The sequence below is a fragment of the Lewinellaceae bacterium genome, from assembly GCA_020636135.1.
Classification (GTDB): Bacteria; Bacteroidota; Bacteroidia; order Chitinophagales; family Saprospiraceae; genus JAGQXC01.
The window spans coordinates 544,996-566,240 of the sequence record JACJYK010000003.1 but is presented as its reverse complement, the minus strand read 5'-3'; the positions used below and the strand labels follow the sequence as shown (position 1 = coordinate 566,240).

The window sequence follows — 21,245 nt, the reverse complement described above, 5'->3', positions numbered from 1 at the left end:
TAGCCTGGGTATATACAAGCAATGACTTGCCTGCGCCCCATGCCAAGAATCCGTATCTTTGTATCTTCGAATACACGTGAACCATGAATGTATTAATGGTATGCCTGGGCAATATCTGCCGTTCCCCGATGGCAGAAGGCATCCTGAGGCATAAAATAAGCGCTCATAATCTGGACTGGGAGGTAGATTCCGCCGGGACCGGAGGATGGCACATCGGACAGCCGCCTGATCACCGGGCACAAGCAGCCATGAGAGTCCACGGCCTGGATATCTCAGGACTACGGGCCCGTCAGTTTTCCAAAATTGACTTTGATCGTTTTGACCTGATCCTGACCATGGACAATGAAAATTACCGGGATGTGATTCATATGGCCAATCTTCCCGTTCAGAAAAATAAAGTTAAACCCATCCTGGATTACGCTTTTCCGGGGCAACACCGCGGAGTGCCTGATCCATACTTCAACGATCGTTTTCAGGAAGTTTATAACCTGCTGGATGCTTCCTGTGAGGTGCTGATCAAATCCTATTTATGACTTCCGTCGTCGGGATCATTGGTGCCGGCACGATGGGTCAGGGAATCGCCCAGGTGGCAGCTCTCGCGGGGGAGCAGGTAATACTTTTTGATGTACAGCCAAATCAAAGCCTGGCTGCCCGCGATAAAATCTATGGCTACCTGGATAAGATGGCGGCCAAGAAGCAAATCCAGGCGACTGAAGCCGACGCAGCAAAAGCACGGATTCTACCGGCCACCGGATTAGCAGATCTGCATCCTGCCGGCCTGATCATTGAAGCCATTGTCGAAAACCTGGAAGTAAAACGGACGCTTTTTAAAGAACTGGAAGATATAGTTTCCGGGGATACCATCCTGGCATCCAATACGTCTTCTTTATCCATAACCGGAATTGCTGCGATTTGTGAGCATCCGCAACGTGTGATCGGCACTCACTTTTTTAATCCGGCGCCACTGATGCGCCTGGTGGAAGTCATTCCTGCCCTGCAAACTGCCGGACAGCTGGTGGAAGAAATCCATGAAAGATTGCTTTCCTGGGGTAAGACTCCGGTGCTTGCCAGGGACACGCCCGGATTTATCGTCAATCGCATTGCCCGGCCTTATTACAGTGAAGCTTTGCGTATCCTGGAAGAGGGCATTGCCCGGATAGAAGAGATTGATTCCGCCATGGAGGAAGCCGGTTTTCCGATGGGGCCATTCACCCTGATGGATTACATCGGCAACGACATCAATCTTGCCGTGACTTCATCCATGTTCGCGGCCTACTCCGGAGAACCCCGCTACCGGCCCAGTATTTACCAGCTGCGGCTGGTGGAAGCTGGCTATCTGGGGAGAAAAAGCGGTCGCGGATTTTACCGGTATCCCAGGGATACATCCGCCTTGCCTACCAATGCTTCTGTGACGAGACAAATTGCAGACCGCATCCTGACCATGCTGATCAATGAAGCTGCTGATGCCTGGTATTTTGGTATTGCCACCCCTGGGGACATCGATCTGGCTATGCAATTGGGAGCTGGTTATCCGCAAGGATTATTGAAATGGTCCGAGCACCTGGACCTCGCTCAGATCATCCACCGCCTGGAAACCTGGTACCGGTATTATGGGGACCCGAGATATCGTGTAAGTCCCGGTTTGCGTTATGTTTACGAACGAAATTCAAATTTCTATTCAGAATTCAGGCGTTGATGAAATTTTTTGGCACCGCGATGAGTTATTAACGTATCTTTGAATGAAGATTGGTTGGCTAAAGCTATTAGGTCTAACAGAACGAAACAAGGGAGAACCAAATCGGGAAGTTACTTAGCTCATTGCATTTACCATTTGTAGTTTTTTTTGTTGATTTTTTATTTTTCTAAATACTTTTCAATATGAATCTTTTTGTAGCTAAGTTAAGTCCCGAGACGACTCAGGAAGACTTGCAACAGTTATTTGAAACCTTCGGTGTAGTTAACACCGCCAAGGTAATCATGGATCGGGAAACCGGTCGTTCCAAATGCTATGGCTTTGTTGAAATGGCTACTCAGGCTGATGGCTTGCGTGCTATCGAAAGCCTCAATGACAATGATTTTCAAGGCAGTGTCATTGTAGTTAAAAAAGCAGAACCACGTCCCGACAACCAGCAACGTCGTCCATTTGGCGGCGGTGGCGGACAGCGTCCGTTCCGTTCCGGTGGCAGTGGTTATGGCGGTGGCAACCGCTTTGACCGTGGTGGTGATCGTGGCGGTGACCGTTTCGATCGCGGAGAACGCCGTTCCTTCGATCGCGGAGATCGCAACGATCGCAGAAAATTCTGAAACGACGTTTACGTAAATTAATAGAGTGAAGGCTCCTGATTTTCAGGGGCCTTTTTTGTTTTGGGGAAGGGGGAACAGAAGTAAAAAAGTAAAAGAAGTAGCAGAGGTAGCAGAAGTAGCAGAAGTAAAAGAGGTAACAGAGGTTAAAGAGGTTAAAGAGGTTAAAGAAGTAGCAGAGGTTAAAGAAGTGACAAAAGTATATCGCTCCATAACCCATGGTTTTTGCCATCGGATAGGCATAGGGCGTGGAGATAGGGATCCCCAAGCTCCCCGGCTTTATTACGTTGACCGTACCTAGTTCACCCGCTGTCTGGACAATCCTTCGGCATCCTCACCGGAAGCAATGGGCTGGATCCAGTAAGAATACGAATAATTCTGGTACGGGATCCAGTATTTCTGCAATGGCAACGCACCCCAGCTGTTGATACAACCCAGACCCATCTGACGCAAATCGATGTGAATCGTCGTGAAAGCTTCCGGCTTCAGTTCTGAACTGTGTGTCTGAGTCTTATGGACTCCGCCATCCAGATCTCCCACGGTATAGGGCAATGCGGTCCCATCGATCAGCTCATCACCATGGATCAGGATACCATTTCCTGCCCGGTCCGTGACGGTAAACCAGCGCATATCCACGTGGTTACCGGTTTCCTGAGGCCGGATGTAGGCATGAGGCACATCCTTCACTGGTAACGAATACCGCCCGAGTATTGCCGCCCATTTACGGTCTGAATAGGTCTCCAAAGGCCCCGGACCATACCAGGTGAACTGATCCAGGTTTTGAGGTGCGGTAAAGCTAACCCCCACCCTGGGCATCATCGGATAAGCTCCGGCCAGCGCCGCGAAGTCATTGTCAACCTGCAAACTTCCGTTACCATACAGATGGAAGGTGGATACCCAGGTGGCATTACCTCCCAGCAACTGGTAGTGCACATATACCATGGCCTCTCCTGTGCCGATGGAGTAAGAAATGGAGTCCAGCCTGGCTTCCTTGCCGGCATTTTTCCAAACCATTAATTTTTCACTCAGATTTGCTCCGTAATCGTTATCGGTTGGTGCCCGCCAAAATTCCAACCCAGGACCGGTCTGGAGGTAATCCCTGCCACGGACTTCGTAGCGAACCATCTGGCCGGTAATACGATCCCAGGCAATGGTTACCTCTGGAGACTGCAGGATGATGCGCTGCGCATTGGACTGGTCTTTGACCATGGCCAACGATTCCTTCTTCACGGATACGGTACTGGTGAGTGGACTGAGAGGCAATTGCTCCCAGGCCACCGTATGGCCTTCCGGTAAAAGATCTGTGGCTTCTTTCAGCGCTGCCTCAATGGTGACCACGTATTCGGCGGTTGGATCCTTGTGCGAAGGCAGGGTAACAGGAAGCACTTTACGCTGACCCGGTTCTACAGAAGGCATCTCCCAGGTACCGGACTGGATCTTGTTGCCATTCTCCAGCAACGACCAGACGAGTTTCAGGTGGTCCAGGTTACGGAATGAATATTCATTGTAAATCTCAATGGCGGTTGATTGGCTGTTGGCCCAGGAGAACCATACCGGTTGATAACCTTTTTTAGCTTCCCAGGCATGTGGATTGGGTGTCCGGTCCGGCTGAATCAACCCATTGCATAAAAAGTTGCCGTCACTGGGTGTACCCTCCGGGCCATAGTCTCCACCGTACGCCCACATGGTCGATCCATCCGGCATGGTTTTCAAAAATGCCTGATCCACCCAGTCCCAGATGAACCCACCCTGAGCACGTGGGTGGCTTCGGAAGTAGTCCCAGTATTCTTTGAATCCACCCAGACTGTTACCCATGGCGTGCGCATATTCACAGAGGATAAGAGGCCGGTCAGGGTATTTATTCATCATACGGTCCATCTCTTCCGTCCAGGCATACATGTTTGCTATGATGTCGGTATTCCATTCCACCCCCTCATTATTGCCCCAGCCATATTGTGTCCGTTCGTACTGGACCGGGCGTTCCATTTCATTCGCCTTAAGCCACTCGTAACAGGCATAAAAGTTAACCCCATTGCCCGCTTCATTGCCTAATGACCAAACGATGACACAGGTATTGTTTTTGTCCCTCTCATACATGCGCGATACCCGGGCAAGATGGGCCAACTTGAATCGCGGATCGTTGCCCAGCGTGCGATCCAGGTCGTAACCCATACCATGGCTTTCAATATTGGCTTCATCGACAATATAAAGTCCATATTGATCGCATAGTTCGTACCAGCGTGGATCATTGGGATAATGACAGGTTCTCACCGCATTGATATTCATGGACTTCATCAACTGGATATCACGGATCATCAATTCTTCAGAGATCACATGGCCATAGATGGGGTCATGCTCGTGACGGTTCACCCCTTTGACAAGGATCGCTTTTCCATTGACCAGCAGCTGCCCATGTTCTATGCGTACGCTCCTGAAGCCGATACGCTTGGGAATCACCTGTAAAATGTTTCCCTTTTTGTCCCTGAGGATGATGCGGTAGTGATAGAGGGTGGGCACCTCAGCAGACCATGGATTGACTTTGTTGAGATCTATATTGAGCTGTACCTCGCCCATAGTCTGATCTCTCGTCATTTGTCCGGAAGCGGATCCCTGTGCTATTGATTTTCCGTCCGCATCCGTGAGGACTACGTCAACAGAGTAGGGTGATTTTTTTGCTCCGGATTCATCGACCAGTTTGACTAAACACGAGAAAGTGCCACTGCCGTTTTGTTCATGAAATGCCGCGGTGGAATGAAAATCTTTAACGCGCATCATCGGTGTCGTGTACAAATAAACATCCCGCTCGATTCCGCTGATGCGCCAGAAATCCTGGCATTCCAGGTAGGAGCCATCACTCCAGCGCATGACCTGCAGGGCAATCGTATTGGCGCCCATATGAACATATGGGGTAAGGTCAAATTCCGCTTCCAGTTTGCTATCCTGGCTATACCCAACCTGTTGCCCATTGACCCAGATGTAGAAAGCGGATTTGACTGCACCCAGATGGATGAAGACTTTCTGTCCATTCCAGTTGGCTGGCAAGTTGACCACCTTGCGGTAACACCCGGTAGGATTATAATCTTCTGGCACTTTGGGAGGATCTGGATTGGGAAATTCATAGGGTATATTGGTGTAGATCGGAATTCCGTACCCAAGCAACTCCCAGTTTGCCGGAACCTGAATGTTATCCCATCCTGCATCGCGATAGGTCTCCTGGTAAAATCCCATTGGCACTTTTTGGGGATTATCCACAAAATGGAATTTCCAGTTACCATTCAGGTTGATGAAGTTTGTGGAAGTCCGGGCATCTCCTGTTGCTTCCTGCTCGGATGGGAACGGGAAGAACTGTGCATGCATGGGCTCCCTGTTGCGTTCAACCACATTGGGATTCTCCCAGTCCGGCACCGATTGACTGTATCCATTGTAAGTAGCAAATAGTGGCATCAATACCAGCAGACTCCAACCATACCGGGCAAATGCTTGTATTTTCATGATCATGTTAAAAGTTGAGTTCAAAAGATACAAAAAGTGTAAAATGTACACCGATGAGATGGATCAGTGGGTCCGGAGATTTCTATCCCGGCTCCAAAGAATCTAATCACTCTGAGCAGCTCAAAGCGACTTATTGTCTAACCGAATAACCACTGATACACGAGAACCCCGAATATGCCTCCGGTGATAGGCCCCGCTACCGGAACCCAGGAATAACCCCAATCCGATCCTCCCTTACCGGGTATCGGCAACAAGGCATGAGCGATGCGTGGGCCCAGATCACGTGCTGGATTGATTGCATAACCAGTGGTGCCCCCGAGTGAAAGACCGATCGCCAGTACCAGAGCCCCTACAATCAAAGGGTTAAGTCCATCCGCAAAGGTATTTGCACCGATCGCCATCAAACCGAACATAAGTACAAACGTTCCAATGAATTCACTCAGAAAATTAGCAGGTAAATTGCGGATTGCCGGTGCGGTGCAGAAGACGCCCAGCTTGACATCCTGATCGTCTGTCTGGCTCCAGTGGGGGAGATAGTGAATATATACCAATACGGCTCCCAGGATCGCACCCAGAAACTGACCCGCCAGATAATAGGGTACATCACCCCAGGGGAAGGCGCCACCGGCAGCCAGAGCAATGGTCACAGCGGGATTTATGTGCGCCCCACTGATCTGCCCGGCCAGGTAAACACCGAATGTCACTGCCGCTGCCCATCCAAAGGTAATCACGATCCATCCGCTGTCATTAGCTTTCGAATGCTTGAGCAGTACCCCTGCCACAACGCCGTCGCCCAATAAGATTAAAAGGGCCGTTCCGATCATTTCGGCCAGAAAAGATTGTCCCATATCCGTATATATTGGTTTTTGTTTTCTGTCTGAATATACAAAATCCTGGCTCGGACTTACCTATTTTACCACGATACCTGCCTTTTCTCCTGCGTTAGCCAGATACGTACGGTAAGATAATATCGCTGCATCCCGCTCGTGTTCCGGCCAATCAAACAGTTTCCCCAGCCAGTGACCTATCTTTGGGGCCACCGTATACGCCGCCTGCCAATCCTGGATTTCCAGCCGGGTTCGTTGTGCCAGGACATCGCGAATCGTTATAGCCATTTCAAACCGCACATGATAGATGATCTCCGCAACACGATACGGAAAATCCGGATGCCACTTTTCCTGATGATCCGGATGCTCCTGGTAGATATGGATGATTTCAGGGCTGTCCGTGCCGTAATGATGCGAAAGATGGTGGGCCCAGTCACTGGAAATGGCATAGAGCCGGACCAGGTCGTCTTCATAATTGGCATGCCATCCGGTAGCTCCAACCAAAGGGTGATTTGCCGTACGGTCCGGTTCTTCACGTTCATCCAGTTCCAGAATGCGCTCTACCGTATCACTGGCCATCAGGCGGTACGTGGTCCATTTACCACCCAATAAGCTGATTAGGCCGGACTGGTCGTCGTATTCCACTTCATGGTCACGCAGCAAGGACTTGGTGCCTTCTTTTTCGGCAGTAGTAATGAGCGGACGGATACCGCTAAATCCGGCCTTGACTTGATCCGGATGGATGGGAACCTCCAGGTAAGGATTGAGCGTCTGGACCAGATACTCAACCTCTTCACGCAATACGGCCGGCTCCAGATCGAGGTCCGAATAGGGGGTATCGGTCGTACCTAACAAGGTCCGGCCGGCGAAAGGTAAAGCAAATACCACCCGCCCATCTTTTGTTTCGGGTATCAGCAGCCCATCCAGACTATTCAGCAGGATGGCTTCGAGCATCACGTGGATTCCTTTGCTTGGCCGGATCCTGGACTCCATCCGGGGATTCGCCAGCTGGCGGATGGCATCCGAATACGGACCGGTGCAATTGACAAAATGTCTCGCCTTGACAGTAAATGTCTTCTGACCGATCTCATCCCGTAAGGTAGCTCCATGGATCCGGCCGGTTTCCAGCCTGTCAAAATCTACCAGTGAGGTATGATTGATCACCGTAGCTCCAGCTTTCACCGAAGTCAGCACGAGGGAAAGGGCATAACGTGCGTCATCCAGCTGACCGTCGTAATACATGACTGCGCTATGCACCCACCTTGCCAATCCGGGAATGTGCTTAAGAGCTTGCTTGCGGGACAACCAGCGCGAATGTGGAAGTCTGTCCTGCCCCGAAGCGAACCAGCCATACATACGCAGACCGATGGTATAGTACAATCCGGCCAGCCACCGTCTCACCGGTGTTATCAATGCGATCGAACGGGTCAGATGCGGCGCCAAATGCAGCAGCGTATGGCGTTCATGCAGTCCATGATAAACTTGTTTTAGCTGACCAAAGTCCAATTTGGTAAAAGCCTGTTCCAGATACCGGACTCCTCCATGGATAAGCTTAGTGGATTTGGAGGACGTAGCTCCGCCAAAATCGCCTCGATCGATAAGCAATACCTGATAGCCGCGGAGCGAAGCATCGAGGGCCACTCCGGCGCCACTGGCTCCGGCACCAATAATGCACAGATCGTATTCGGTGCGGGTCGCTACAGCAAGCTGTTCCTTACGTTCTAATACCATATGGTCAGATGGTCTGCTATGAAAATATAAAGAAAAAGGTTGGCTTCAAATCGCAGCCTCCTGAAAATTCTATGGACACAGAACCTCAGGAATAAATGGTTGCCACCAGACGGCGGGAGCCACCACGATTACGGAATTCACAGAGGTAGATCCCTTGCCAGGTACCAAAATGGAGGCGCCCTGCAGTAATAGGCACACTAACACTCGACCCAACGAGGGTTGCCTTGATGTGGGCTGGCATATCATCCGGGCCCTCCATGGTATGCGTGATACCGGGTAAATGCTCCGGAGCCAGTCGTTCAAAATAGGTAGCAAAGTCCGTCAGCACGGATGGATCGGCATTTTCATTGATGGTCAGACCGGCGGAAGTATGCTGAATGAACAAGTGAAGCAGACCCTGTGCCGGCAGTTCACCAAGCTGGCGAACAACCTCGTGGGTAATCAGGTGAAAGCCACGCGGATACGGATTAAGTTGAAATACCTTTTGTATAATCATGCCACGTTTATAGTTGAAAGTTTGATCCTATTTTCCCGGAAATTGCCCGGCCCTACCCAACCTCGTCCTCAGGACAAACCGATGGATATGCCGGTAATCTTCTTATACAATTCTGTGGCGTAGATATCTGTCATGCCACTGATATAGTCTATGGCCCAGAATATACGTTGGTAGGGGCTGGCTTCATTACCTCCTAATTTAAACTGTTCGGGAATCAGACGAAGGATATTCTTATCCAATCCACTGGGGTCCTGCTTCAGGACGGCAGGCACGAATAGCTGAAGCAATCCGGACAAAATATGGTAACCGGCAATTTCCAGCTCCACCACGCTCTGGTGTTTGTAAATGCGGGAAAAAGAAACCTCATCGATGGCCTTCAGCGAATGTTGAACTTCAGCAGGAAGGAGATCGATCAGTGGCCGGTCGAGCGTACCTGTAAGCAGCTCCTGCTCCTGCCGGATGTACTCATCGGTGCAGGCCAGGGTGAGATAATTGATGGTCTTAGCCCGTAAATATGCCATCTTCTCATTGATATCTCCGATAGATTTCAGGCGGGCACGGATGGCATCCAGCTTATCGTAGGGGCTGCATTTCAGCAGGTCGAGCAACCATTCCTGGATCTCATCCGTGCGCAGGATCTTCAGGCGGTGTGCATCTTCAAAGTCGATGACACGGTAGCAAATATCATCAGCCGCTTCGACCAAAAAAACAAAGGGGTGGCGCCGGTAAGCCAGCGGTTCATCCTGCTCCATCTGCATGCCGGTATGGCTGGCTATGTCTCGGAATATGAGCTCTTCACTCTGGAAAAAGCCGATCTTTTTGCGGTGTAACTGCTTCTTGTTGCGTGCCTGCGAAGCACAAGGGTATTTGGCGATGGAGGCCAGGGTGGTATAGGTCATCCGGAATCCCCCCGGGAGTCTGCCGTTCAGTTGTTGGGTTAAAATGCGAATGGAGTTGGCATTGCCCTCAAAATGGATCAGGTCATACCATTCGGCCTTGCTGAAAAAGTCACTCAGCTCCCGGCCATCGATGTTCATTGTGGCATGATCACGAAAAAAAGAAGCGATGGCATCTTCGCCCGAATGACCAAAAGCAGGGTTGCCAATGTCGTGTGCCAGGCATCCGGCAGAAATGACATTGGCCAGGTCATAGGCATAAAATTCCCGCAGGTCGTGGTCCCAGTCCGGATGCTCTTCCACTAATTTACGTCCGGCCATTTTACCCAGTGAACGACCCACACTGGCAACCTCCAGCGAATGCGTCAGCCGGTTGTGAACAAAAATGCTCCCGGGCAAAGGAAACACCTGGGTTTTATTTTGCAGCCGGCGGAAGGGTGATGAAAAGATCAGGCGATCAAAGTCAACCTGAAAGTCCGACCGGTTCTGATCCGGTGTTCCTGTGCTGCCGGTGCGAACGCGTGAGATAAGCTCATTCCAGGTTACGGCCATAACGATTGGTTATTCGGAGCCAAATCTACCAATTATCTCCAAAGATTGGCGGGTGCAGGTATGCAGGGTTTATGAACGATAAATTTGAAAGGGGTGCGTTGTAATCACCGGGTGATCTCCGGACAGGCTACCTGGCCGAAATAATAAACGAGTCCTACACTCAGAAAGGTATAGTTATCCCCCGTGCGACGGTCTCCGCGCTGTCTGCCGGGATCTCCTATTTTAGGATCTGTGGTTGACCGGTCACTCAGGATCACTGCCAGTGGATCGCGCTGACTGGCCAGGACCAGCGGGTCCGGGTATGTGGTACTTACATCATCCAGGTAATCCGTGAACAGCTTGCGGATTCCAAGTTCAAGATTCATGGACCAGCGATAGCTGAGGTCAAATTTCAATCCAAATGCTGTGCTGATCCCAAACGTTAAAAGGCGGTATTCGTCCCCGGGAAGCTGACCCTCGGTACCCAGCGGTTGCAGATCATACCAGGTGCCCTCATACAAGGCTTTGGGCCTGAAATGGGTATACTGGACTCCAGCGGCCAGATAAGGAGAAAAAAAATCATCGTAAGATCCGTGAATATAGGGTAGAAAATTAAACTCCAGTTGTCCGGCCAATTCGAGTAAACTCGAGCGGAACATCAGATTACGGGTGTGCTCAAAATAATTGTCCGAACGTGCATCGTCGGCATGTACCAATCCATAATTACCGGAAAATTTCCAGGCCAGTCGTTCATTAAAATTGTAGCGGTAAATCAGTCCGCCAGCCGGTCCTGGCTGGCCCAGGTCAAACTGCGTATTCAGGTCACCGAAATAATTGGCAACACCCAGCCAGCCGCCTACTTCTGGGCCTCGTTGGGCATATACTTGCCACAACAACATCAAGAGGGATAATGTCAGGGTTGCCTTTCGAATGCTTCGCATGAAAAAATTTGCTTTCCAGCCACGTTTTAAAACGATGGCAATCCACAAATGTTATACAAGTAAATGCTAAAATTAGGCCAAAATAAGGCTTATACCCGTTTAATACACGCTACCGGGCAACACGTGTGGGTGTGCCGCCCATTGTGGTTAGTTCTTTTTGAAGATTTTATCCAGGATGTTTTTCAGTTTGGATTCTTTCTGAATCCTCCGGCTGGGACGCACTTTTCGTTTTGTCGAGGCATCAGCCGTAACGGTATCGGTTACTGCGGTACTATCCTGCCCATGAAATAATCCCGACAAGAATTCCTGCCACGGAGCGTATTCCGATTCCTCCATGAAGTCAGGACAATCGTAAGCCCACTCCTCCGTAACTTCCGGGAAACTGCCATTCAGCCTGCTCTGATATTTTTTATACCGGGACATCTTACCGAAAGTACGTGCCCAGATTGGAAGCGCCATATAAGCTCCCTGCCCCATACTCAACGACCGGAACCGCACCAGGGGAGACTCACCACCTACCCAGGCGGCCGCTACATATCCGGGGGTAAATCCGGCAAACCAGCCATCGGTCTGGTCCTGCGTTGTACCGGTCTTGCCGGCCATAGGTCCGGTAAAACCATAAGCGGTGCGCAGTGAACTGGCGGTACCCCGGTTCACCACATTGGATAGCATCCGGATGAGTACGGCATCCAGTTCCGGATCCATGGCCTGGTCTCCACCTGCTGCAGGTGCCTCGTACAAGACCTCGCCCTGTGCATTTTCTACTTTGACCAGGTAATGCAGATTTCGTCTGGCTCCCTGATTGGCTATGGTCTGATAGGCTTGCACGATCTCCCACAGGCTGACCTCTGCCGTACCCAGGAAGATGGAGGGGACTTTAGGTATCGGACTGGTAATTCCCACCCGCCGGGCATAATCACGAACCGAATCCACCCCGATTTCATAACCCAGAGCTACCGTCACCGTATTGATGGAATGCGCCAATGCGCCCTGCAACGAATACAACCCACCGTAATTGCCTTCGGCATTCTCTGGCGTCCAGTTGTCAAAATCCGGATAGGTGGTCAACTGATTGTCCAGGTAATCGCACGGTCCATAACCTGCTTCCAATGCGCTGGCATAGACAAAAGGTTTGAACAGCGATCCGGCCTGACGACGTGACAGGACATGATCGTAATGGAAAAAGCGACTGTCAATTCCTCCGATCCAGGCTCTTATTTCACCGTTATGTGCATCGGCCAGCAAAAAGCCGGTCTGTAATAAGGCAAAGGCATAGCGAAGTGAATCGTAAGGGCTGAGCAGCGTATCTACTGCCCCGTCATAGGTGAATAACCGCATGTCCACGGGCAACCGCAGCAAACTGTCAATGATCTTGTCATCGTAGCCTTCCTGCTTCAACTGACGGTACCGGGGAAGATCGTGCCATAAGTTTGTGAAGGTTTCACTATTCTCCCAGGGCCGCGCCCGTTTGCTCCAGTGTTTGTCAAAGTCATTCTGCAATCGCTTCATGTGGTCTTCGACCGAGGCTTCCGCCAGCTCCTGGATGGTAGGATCTATGGTCGTATAGATCTTCAGACCGTCGGTGTATAAATTATAAGGCTGGTCCCGGTCCTGATTGATCTTATCCAACAGGTCTCCCAGCTCCTGCCGCAAATGTTCCCGGAAATAGGTGGCGATGCCACTCTGATTTCCTTCCGGCGTATATTCGTAAACGAGGGGCAGCTCCTGCAATGAATCCAGCGATAACGAATCGAGGTACCCTGCCTTCTCCATCTGCAGCAGTACCACATTGCGCCGCTCTTTCGCGCGATCTGCGTTCCGTTCCGGATGATAAAACGTAGTTGCTTTCAGCATCCCCACCAATAAGGCAGCTTCCTCAATGGACAATTTCTCCGGACTCTTGCCGAAAAGTTGTGAGGCCGCCGCTTTGATCCCATAGGTGGTTCCACCGAAAGAAACCGTATTGAGATATAGTGTCAGTATATCCTCTTTCGAAAAATATTTTTCCAACCGCCGGGCGGTGATGATCTCCCGGACCTTATTGATAGGCATCGAGAAAAACCAATAGCGCTTGCGTGGAAACAAATTCTTGGCCAGTTGCTGGGAAATGGTGCTACCTCCCCCGGAACCGCGATCCTGTAAAAGTATCGTTTTGAAAAACACCCGCATCCAGCTACGGACATCTATACCATGATGATGATAAAACCGTACATCTTCCGTCGCGACTAAAGCATCGATTACATGTGGTGAAATTTCCGTGAAGGTGGCATTTGTCCGGTTTTCAACAAAATATTTACCGATCAGCTCCCCGTTAGTACCATAGATCAGGCTTGCATTGGGGTTTTTGATTTGTTCAAACTGGGCTGCCCTGGGCAGGCGGCCAAACAAGCCGATCCAGACGAAAAAAATAAAAAGCAACAGGGCAACTATACCCCCGCCAGCGCACCGTATTCCCCATTTGATCCAAAATGCCCGGGGTTGAGCGCGGAGATATTTCCAACCCTCAAAGAGTCGATTTCGGCTTTCAAGATACAGGGACTTCCAGTTGATCTGCATGGCACCAAGTTAACGATTGCCCGTGAACGATTATTTCAGAATAACAGATAGAATATGATGCGAATGGATGGGACCGAATTGATCAAGGTGTAACTGATAAAACAACAACAGATGTTTGATCAATTCGAGACGGGTCGCCTTGGGGATACGGATTTCATGGGAAGACTCCAGGTTCAGTTGCATGACCAGGTCCAGTGATGCACTCAGCTCTGGCTCCAGGTAATAGCGATGATAGGGAGCTTGACGCAGAAATACACCTTCCTGAAGGTCAAAATACCATTGCCCCTCTCCCGGCGCCGGTTGAATCTGAAATCCAACAAGCCGGCCAAGTTCCAGCAAATAGATCACCGGATACAGGGCCAAACCCTGGTCTGTTTCATCCAGCAGGATCAGTGCATCAAAAATAAAATCGAATAGTTCCTGGTGGGCTTCCGACTCACGAAGTGCGCTACGGGTCACTTCCAGTACAAACTGCCCAATGGCACTTTTGGCAACAGAAAACGGAAGGTTACGAAAAGGCCAGGCACTTTTCATCTCCTTAACCTTTGCCAGTGTGGTCGTACGTTTATCATATGCCACCACTTCCACCAGACTCATGACCTGCACCAGGGCAGGCGCTACGGCAGGCTTTGTTTTACGGACCCCATGGACCATAAACGACTTAAGGCCCTGGTCCTCCGTGAAGATGTCCAGAATGAAACTACTTTCACCATACTTGACTTGCCTGAAAACGATCCCTCTGGTTTTAATTAACATCCGTTAAACCCAAATGATGCAATAGAATTTCGTTGCAGGGCGCTATTGTGCGGCCTGTCCGACTACCGGCATTGAAGCAGAAATGTGCCGTAGCAGAATATTTTTCAAACCTTCAAAATAGAACAAATTTGAAATTATACGAATCAAAATCAGCCTTGAGATGTGAATTATTTGCTTTCAGCCTTAAATGTAAACCATTAATAATTTATTGATTTACAGCCACTTGAGTTCCTGGCAAGTTCTAACATTAAAGGGCCTAATACATGATGTGGATTAAATTCTAAAACAATAACGGTCTCCCGGCCTCTGTTTTCTATTCACAACCCGTTAAATGTATATTAAACCCGGGACTTTGCACCTTGATTTTGAGGTATTGCTCGTTTATCTTCTGTAATGTTTAAAATGTATTACAGGTCATTCATCGACGGGCTGCATGAACCTATTCAGGATACCATCGTTGTGATGGTTGAAAGTTTGAGGTAACTTTTTTCTCTGCCCTGAAAAATATTCTCGCATAATCCGTTTTTAGCACTGCTGCTTCTTTATCCGGAAGCAGCAGTTGTTTTTTCATCTGCCAGCAAGTCTTTTAACCGGTCTTCCCAGGGAGTCCATTCTCCCTGAGGCCACGGCTGGCAGCGGTCCAGCTGTGCCACGGCCTCCTGGATCGGAAATAACTCGTGGTGGCGGACTACGGCCAAATTTTTTTGATGAAGCCGGTGTGCCACATATTCCTGTTCCGGCTGGCCCGGTGTGGGTACCATGATGGCCGTTTTTCCCAATACCATCAGGTCCATTATGGTAGAATAGCCGGCCCGGCAGATGATGGCTTTACTTCTCGCCATCAGATTATTCAGCGCATCAGCCGGCAGATGCGGGTGAATGGTCAGTTTGTTGGTTGAAGGTATGGCATCCGGGTTCGCTCCGGGCAATCCACGCAATAACACCATCTTCTCATACGGCAAGCGAACCACTTCCTGTAAGAAATGATTCTCCCAGCGTGTCCTTGCCGGCTCAGGCCCGGAGAGCAGTACCAGCAAATCGATATCCTGGTGAACAGTGTCTGGTTTAAAGCGCGACAATGGACCAATCCGCTGTATCCGGGGATCACCGGATTCGGTCATATAACCGGTCAAATGGTGCGGAGGAGCAAAATCCGGTACCCAGATTTCACGATAGGGTTTCAGATAGGTCCGCAACCAGGGATTAATCAGCTTTGTGGTCCAGCGCCCGATGGGTAGTTGAACCTGATGCGTCATCAGGATCGAAGGGATATCCGGATGCCACATCCCGTACCGGTTGTCTGAAATGATCGCCCGAAATGGGGTTTGCCTTGCTTTTTCAAGCAGCAGTTGATGTTCCTGACGAATAATTTTTTGAATCCCTGGTATTTGTTTGACCAATGAGATCAGAACCGGCTTACGGTAATGCACGCCATAGCCCGGTAATTCCCATTTTTCAAGATGCGGGAATTCCCGCTTCAGCAATTCCAGAGCAAGGCCGTCAGAAGCTATCGTCACATCATAACCTCGTTCAAGCAGCGTACGGATGATGGGCATGCACCGTGTAGCATGGCCCAGACCCCAATTAAGCGGAGCGACCAGAATTTGGGGGTTGTCCGGTTTCATACCGGAAAACTAGCTTAATTCAGACGAATCTCATCCTGGTTACCATCGTAAAATGCGTAGTCCGTAAGATTTAATTCATCCTCCACCTTGATCCGGATCCATTTACGGTATTTCATATACCATTTCTTCTGCTGATTCCAGAATCCCCGTTTCAGATAAGCCTCTATGTACGGGTGTACATGGATGTTCAGCGAAATATTCGGACGGGATTGCAGAATAAATTGCAAATCGCGTTCGATCTCTTCCAGCAACAGGATGGTCGGCTGCACTTTTCCGGTGCCATTGCAGGTGGGACAACGCTCCTCGGTATTGATCTTCAGTTCAGGACGTACGCGCTGCCTGGTGATCTGCATCAAACCGAATTTTGACAGGGGCAACACGGTATGCTGGGCCCGGTCCGAGCTCATGAATTCCTTCATGGTCTTGTACAGTTCCTGCTTGTGGTCACGGTCGCGCATATCGATGAAATCGACAATGATCAATCCTCCGATATCCCGGAGTCTCAGTTGTCGTGCGATCTCCTGTGCTGCTTCCAGGTTTACCTTGATAGCGGAAGTCTCCTGATCGCCCTGGATCAGTTTGGGTCCGCTGTTCACATCGATCACGTGCATCGCTTCGGTATGCTCGATGACCACATAAGCGCCACTGGGCATGGTGGATGTTTTACCAAAGGAACCTTTGATTTGCCGGTTGATGCCAAATGCATCAAAGATGGGCCGGTTGCCTTTATACAGTTGGATGATCTTTACCTTTTCGGGGGCGGCTCCTTCCATAAATTGCGTGATCTGCTGCTGCATGGTGCGCGAGTTCACCACAATCTTGGTAAAGGAGTCGTTGAGGATATCGCGAAGGATGGAAGAGGTCTTGTCCAGTTCACTTAATAATTTGACCGGCGGCTTGGCGTGAAAGGCCTGACTGTAGATGGTCTTCCATTTATCAAGAAGCATCAGCAATTCTTCGTGCAGGTCAGCCACCCCTTTACCGATAGCTGCCGTACGAATGATCAATCCGAAGTTCTTGGGTTTAATGGATTCCGCCAGAGTCTGGAGGCGTTTGCGTTCCTCTTTGTTAACCACCTTCTTGGATACGGCAACCATGTCGAGGAATGGGGTCATCACCATATAACGACCAGGCAAGGTTAATTCACAGGAAAGCCGTGGTCCTTTGGTTGAGATGGGTTCCTTGAGGATTTGTACCAGGATGGGCTGCTTCTTTTTCAGCACCTGGGAGATCTTGCCACCTTTGAAGATGTCCGGCTCAACCTTGAATTTCTCCAGCAGGTGTGTCTGAAGGTTTCCATTCATGGAGCCTTCGGTAAATTTTAATACGGATCGCAGTTTGGGGCTAAGATCCGTGTAGTGGAGGAAGGCATCGCGTTTGTGACCAATGTCGATGAATGCGGCGTTCAAACCAGGCATGAGCTTCTGCACCCGTCCCAGGAACACATCACCGACAGAAAAATTGTTGTTGGTCCGCTGTTGATGCAACTCCACCAGTCTGCCATCTTCCAGCAGCGCAATTTCCACGCTGGAACTGGAAGAATCAATGATCAGTTCTTTTTTCAACTTAACGGCATTTGATGGCCGTGTACAAGCAAGGAAAGCACAAGATTCATCCTTAATTGAATCTTGTGCTTACGTCATTATCTTAATCAATCCCCGATAAACGGGGCGGGCGGAGTTCGATAATAATTTAGGCGGGCAGCTAAAAGTAAGAATATGACCTTGCCAGATCTACACAAACCAGATCTACAAACTATCTATTCTTCTTCTTATGTCTGTTTTTACGAAGACGCTTCTTGCGTTTGTGTGTTGCAATCTTATGTCTTTTACGTTTTTTACCACAGGGCATAGTCTAAAATTTTTTATGTTTTAATCAATTACATTTCGCTTGAGCCTGGGCAGCATTGCTGTCTTCACCCAGGTTTTTATAAACATCTGCAAGCAGGCAATAAATTCCCGGTGTCTCCGGGTTCAGCTCCACCACCCGCTCGAACCGCTGTTTAGCCCGATCGTACTGGCCTGTCTTTACGGCCAATTTGCCCAAAGCGCTGAGGATGGTGGTGTTATCCGGGAATTGCTGTTCCAGCTCTCTGAGCGCCAGGATGCCCTTCATCGGATTATCCTGCGGTGGCACTTCCGTGTAAACCAGAGCCTGATTGACGCGGTATGCTACCTCAGTGGGATCCAGGGAGATGGCCTGCTCAAATGCATCCAATGCCCGGCTGGCACAGAAATCGCGAATCTTCGGGTCTTCATTCCGCAATCCATAGCTGTAGGTCGAACCCGCAATGCCCCAGGCTTCTGCGGTCGCTTCGATATCGGCTACCTTTTGAGCGTAATACCCCGCGATCGCATAATTCTGGTGGTTAAACCAGGCCGATGACAGTTGTTTATAGACTTCGGCATTCAGGCTGTCTTCCGGCTGCAAGGACCGTTCCAGATTCTGTAAAAAAATCCGGGACGATTCATCCAGTTTTGGCATGGCTTCATCAAACAGCGCATTGATGTTTGTACTTTCAAATTGGTTAAGCCGGGACTGTTCCACGACTCGCTGGGTGCTTGGCTTGATATCAAATCCAAAATATATGATACCTATGGCTGCCAGAGCCACCCCAATACTAATGTAATACGTGATCGGTTTGGACCTGAATGGTGTCATGGATTAATCCTCATCATCCTCATCGCTTCCATCGTCATCCTGAGGGATGGGAGCATTGTCTTTCACCTGCTCAACAAATACTTTGGCCGGTTTGAAGGCCGGTATGCAGTGTTCCGGAATCTCCAGAGCAATGTTCTTTTTGATGTGGCGACCGATTTTTTTCGCCCTCTTTTTGATGACAAAGGAGCCGAAACCTCTGATGTACACGTTCTCTCCGGTGGACAAGGAATCTTTCACTTCTTTGAAAAAGGTTTCCAACGAAACCAATACATCCACCTTGGGAACACCTGTTTTCTCGGAGATGGCAGTAACTAAATCGGCTTTTCTCATCGTTATTTGTTTGGTTTTTAACTAGTTACAAGAGAATAGTTGCAAAAAAAAGCGTGGCAAATTTCGTAAAATTCTAAAATTATCAAAAGAAACCTCAACCTTTTTATAGAAAGTGGCCCGAAATAAGTATTTGAATAGTAAGGACTTGTGTTTTTGGCCGGCAGAGGCTCAGGGTTGTGGTGGAATTGGATTAACTTTGGGCCCACGCATCTAAATCACGCATGTATGATCGTATCCATGACCGGATATGCCAAGGTAAAAGGCAGCTTTGGAACCAAAGAAATCACGGTTGAAATCAAATCTCTCAATAGTAAATACCCCGACCTGAGGGTCAAAATCCCTTTTGCTTACCGCGAAAAAGAAATTGAGCTCCGCAAGATGGTCCAGGAACGCATCCAGCGTGGCAAAATTGAGATGAACATCCTGCTTAACGGCAGTTCCGATGAGAGCTTCTCCATCAATCGTCCGTTGTTCAGGCAATTTTACAACCAGCTGTCCGAGATAAGCCGGGAATTAGGCGCTCAAAGCCCTGACTTCATCCCTTCCATCATGCGCATCCCCAACGTGGTAACCGTTGCTGACGAAGACATTCTCCCTGCAGAATGGGAAGCCGTTTCCGCTTTGGTCCAGCAGGCCTGTTCATTGCTGCTTGAACATATGGTGGAAGAAGGCCGTGCACTGGAAATCGATATGGAGGAACGGGTACAGGCCATCATAGCCCTGTTACAGCAAATAGAACCTCTGGAGGAAACCCGCATCCAGGCCATCCGTACCCGGCTCAACAAAGATCTCAATGACCTGATCAACGACGTCAAGTTTGATAAAAACCGGTTTGAACAGGAGATCCTGTATTATCTGGAAAAACTGGATTTCACCGAAGAGAAGGTCCGGCTTACCCAGCATGCCCAGTATTTCCATGATGTCCTCGCCCAGAACGAGGTGCTGAAAGGCAGAAAACTGGGATTTATTACCCAGGAAATGGGCCGCGAGATCAATACTCTCGGTGCCAAGGCCCAGCATCCCGAGATCCAGCGCTACGTCGTTCAGATGAAAGACGAACTGGAGAAGATCAAAGAGCAACTGGCAAACATCATGTGATGCAGCAGGGAAAAATGATCATATTCACTGCGCCTTCCGGAGCAGGCAAATCGACTATTGTACATCATTTGCTCCAGGTCTTCCCACAACTGGAATTTTCCATCTCAGCCACCACCCGTCTGCGACGCCCACATGAAGAGAACGGCAAAGATTATTATTTTGTAAGCAAAGAAGAATTCAGAGCCTGGATTGCCGATGGCGCCTTCGTTGAGTGGGAAGAAGTCTATGAAGATCAGTTTTATGGAACCCTCCGTCGTGAGATCGAACGCATCTGGCACAAAGGAAAACACATCGTTTTTGACATTGATGTCCGGGGAGCTACACATCTGAAAGCAGCCTATCCTGACCAGTCTCTGGCTGTATTTGTTAAACCGCCATCGTACGAGATCCTGGTTGAACGGTTGATAAAACGTCGAACCGAAAACGAGCAGTCGCTGAAAAAACGATTGGAACGGATTAAGAAAGAATTGACGTATGAAACAAAATTTGATGTAGTTTTACTCAACGACCATTTAGATATAGCATTACAGGAAGCAGAAAAGATCGTAGCCGATTTTATAGAGGTCAAAGCTGAAGATGGAAACATTAATCACGCGTGACATAAAAGTAACCGTAGAAACATTCTTCCAGGTCGAATATTCGCGGCCTCTGGCTGACCAGTATGTCTTCTCCTACCGCATCACCATCGAAAATCATGGACCCCGTACCGTTCAACTCCTGGAAAGGCATTGGCATATCCTCGATTCCGCCGGCAACCACCGGGAAGTGAAAGGAGAAGGTGTTATCGGTAAACAACCCATCCTCGAGAAAGGCCAGTTTCATCAATACGTTTCCTGGTGCCCGCTATCCACCATGGTTGGTAAAATGTATGGCACCTACACCATGCGCTATATCGACGACGATGAACATTTTATAGTCCAGATTCCCGAGTTCCGGCTGGCCGCCAGTTATATCCTTAATTAAATAACAAGGACTTTCTCCTTAAGACCCGGATGTCATAATGT

Annotated in this window: 19 protein-coding genes; 7 read left to right on the top strand and 12 right to left on the bottom strand. The window is 49.4% G+C overall.

Annotated features, from left to right (window positions below):
- Positions 1-83: 83 nt before the first annotated feature.
- The 4 genes from H6570_21650 to H6570_21635 all read left to right on the top strand — a co-directional run bounded on the left by H6570_21650 (position 84) and on the right by H6570_21635 (position 2,602).
- On the top strand, positions 84-533 hold the full coding sequence (locus tag H6570_21650) for a low molecular weight phosphotyrosine protein phosphatase (GenBank protein ID MCB9321901.1): 450 nt from the start codon (positions 84-86) through the stop codon (positions 531-533).
- Positions 530-1,696 (top strand): 3-hydroxybutyryl-CoA dehydrogenase, encoded by a 1,167-nt coding sequence (locus H6570_21645; protein MCB9321900.1) that lies wholly within the window; start codon positions 530-532, stop codon positions 1,694-1,696. Before H6570_21650 ends, H6570_21645 begins: the two co-directional genes overlap by 4 nt.
- A 182-nt stretch (positions 1,697-1,878) precedes the next feature.
- On the top strand, positions 1,879-2,304 hold the full coding sequence (locus H6570_21640; protein ID MCB9321899.1) for an RNA-binding protein: 426 nt from the start codon (positions 1,879-1,881) through the stop codon (positions 2,302-2,304).
- Between the two features lie 25 nt (positions 2,305-2,329).
- Positions 2,330-2,602, top strand: a complete 273-nt coding sequence (locus H6570_21635) for a hypothetical protein (GenBank protein MCB9321898.1) — start codon at positions 2,330-2,332, stop codon at positions 2,600-2,602.
- On the opposite strand, the gene H6570_21630 is transcribed toward H6570_21635, so the two are convergent.
- The 12 genes from H6570_21630 to H6570_21575 all read right to left on the bottom strand — a co-directional run bounded on the left by H6570_21630 (position 2,599) and on the right by H6570_21575 (position 19,143).
- Positions 2,599-5,793 carry a DUF4981 domain-containing protein gene (locus H6570_21630; protein ID MCB9321897.1) on the bottom strand — a complete coding sequence of 1,065 codons (3,195 nt, stop codon included), beginning with the start codon at positions 5,791-5,793 and terminating at the stop codon, positions 2,599-2,601. The two genes, H6570_21635 and H6570_21630, sit on opposite strands and share 4 nt — an antisense overlap.
- Before the next feature lie 137 nt (positions 5,794-5,930).
- Positions 5,931-6,641 carry an aquaporin family protein gene (locus tag H6570_21625; protein ID MCB9321896.1) on the bottom strand — a complete coding sequence of 237 codons (711 nt, stop codon included), beginning with the start codon at positions 6,639-6,641 and terminating at the stop codon, positions 5,931-5,933.
- A gap of 60 nt (positions 6,642-6,701) precedes the next feature.
- Entirely contained in the window at positions 6,702-8,351 is a 1,650-nt protein-coding gene (locus tag H6570_21620; protein MCB9321895.1) for an FAD-dependent oxidoreductase, read from the bottom strand.
- A gap of 85 nt (positions 8,352-8,436) precedes the next feature.
- Positions 8,437-8,847 (bottom strand): YjbQ family protein, encoded by a 411-nt coding sequence (locus H6570_21615; GenBank protein MCB9321894.1) that lies wholly within the window; start codon positions 8,845-8,847, stop codon positions 8,437-8,439.
- A gap of 68 nt (positions 8,848-8,915) precedes the next feature.
- Complete coding sequence (gene dgt, locus H6570_21610) at positions 8,916-10,295, bottom strand: dNTP triphosphohydrolase (GenBank protein ID MCB9321893.1); 1,380 nt, start codon at positions 10,293-10,295, stop codon at positions 8,916-8,918.
- Between the two features lie 104 nt (positions 10,296-10,399).
- Positions 10,400-11,215: an outer membrane beta-barrel protein gene (locus H6570_21605; protein MCB9321892.1), complete on the bottom strand. Its 816-nt coding sequence runs from the start codon at positions 11,213-11,215 to the stop codon at positions 10,400-10,402.
- Between the two features lie 147 nt (positions 11,216-11,362).
- Positions 11,363-13,771, bottom strand: coding sequence for a transglycosylase domain-containing protein (locus H6570_21600; GenBank protein MCB9321891.1), 2,409 nt, complete (start codon positions 13,769-13,771; stop codon positions 11,363-11,365).
- A gap of 30 nt (positions 13,772-13,801) precedes the next feature.
- The gene (recO, locus tag H6570_21595; protein ID MCB9321890.1) at positions 13,802-14,527 is read right to left on the bottom strand and encodes a DNA repair protein RecO; all 726 of its coding nucleotides are present in this window, start codon (positions 14,525-14,527) and stop codon (positions 13,802-13,804) included.
- A 542-nt stretch (positions 14,528-15,069) separates the two neighbouring features.
- Positions 15,070-16,152, bottom strand: coding sequence for a glycosyltransferase (locus H6570_21590; GenBank protein ID MCB9321889.1), 1,083 nt, complete (start codon positions 16,150-16,152; stop codon positions 15,070-15,072).
- A gap of 14 nt (positions 16,153-16,166) precedes the next feature.
- Positions 16,167-17,717, bottom strand: coding sequence for an Rne/Rng family ribonuclease (locus H6570_21585; GenBank protein ID MCB9321888.1), 1,551 nt, complete (start codon positions 17,715-17,717; stop codon positions 16,167-16,169).
- Between the two features lie 310 nt (positions 17,718-18,027).
- Positions 18,028-18,813, bottom strand: coding sequence for a tetratricopeptide repeat protein (locus H6570_21580; GenBank protein ID MCB9321887.1), 786 nt, complete (start codon positions 18,811-18,813; stop codon positions 18,028-18,030).
- A 3-nt stretch (positions 18,814-18,816) separates the two neighbouring features.
- Positions 18,817-19,143, bottom strand: coding sequence for an integration host factor subunit beta (locus tag H6570_21575; GenBank protein MCB9321886.1), 327 nt, complete (start codon positions 19,141-19,143; stop codon positions 18,817-18,819).
- 225 nt (positions 19,144-19,368) lie between these two features.
- On the opposite strand from H6570_21575, the gene H6570_21570 reads away from it, so the two are divergent.
- The 3 genes from H6570_21570 to apaG are packed head-to-tail and all read left to right on the top strand — an operon-like array spanning position 19,369 to position 21,204.
- Positions 19,369-20,241 (top strand): YicC family protein, encoded by an 873-nt coding sequence (locus tag H6570_21570; GenBank protein MCB9321885.1) that lies wholly within the window; start codon positions 19,369-19,371, stop codon positions 20,239-20,241.
- Entirely contained in the window at positions 20,241-20,840 is a 600-nt protein-coding gene (gene gmk / locus H6570_21565; GenBank protein MCB9321884.1) for a guanylate kinase, read from the top strand. The genes H6570_21570 and gmk overlap by 1 nt, the downstream gene beginning before the upstream one ends.
- Positions 20,818-21,204, top strand: coding sequence for a Co2+/Mg2+ efflux protein ApaG (gene apaG, locus H6570_21560; GenBank protein MCB9321883.1), 387 nt, complete (start codon positions 20,818-20,820; stop codon positions 21,202-21,204). Before gmk ends, apaG begins: the two co-directional genes overlap by 23 nt.
- Positions 21,205-21,245 lie beyond the last annotated feature (41 nt).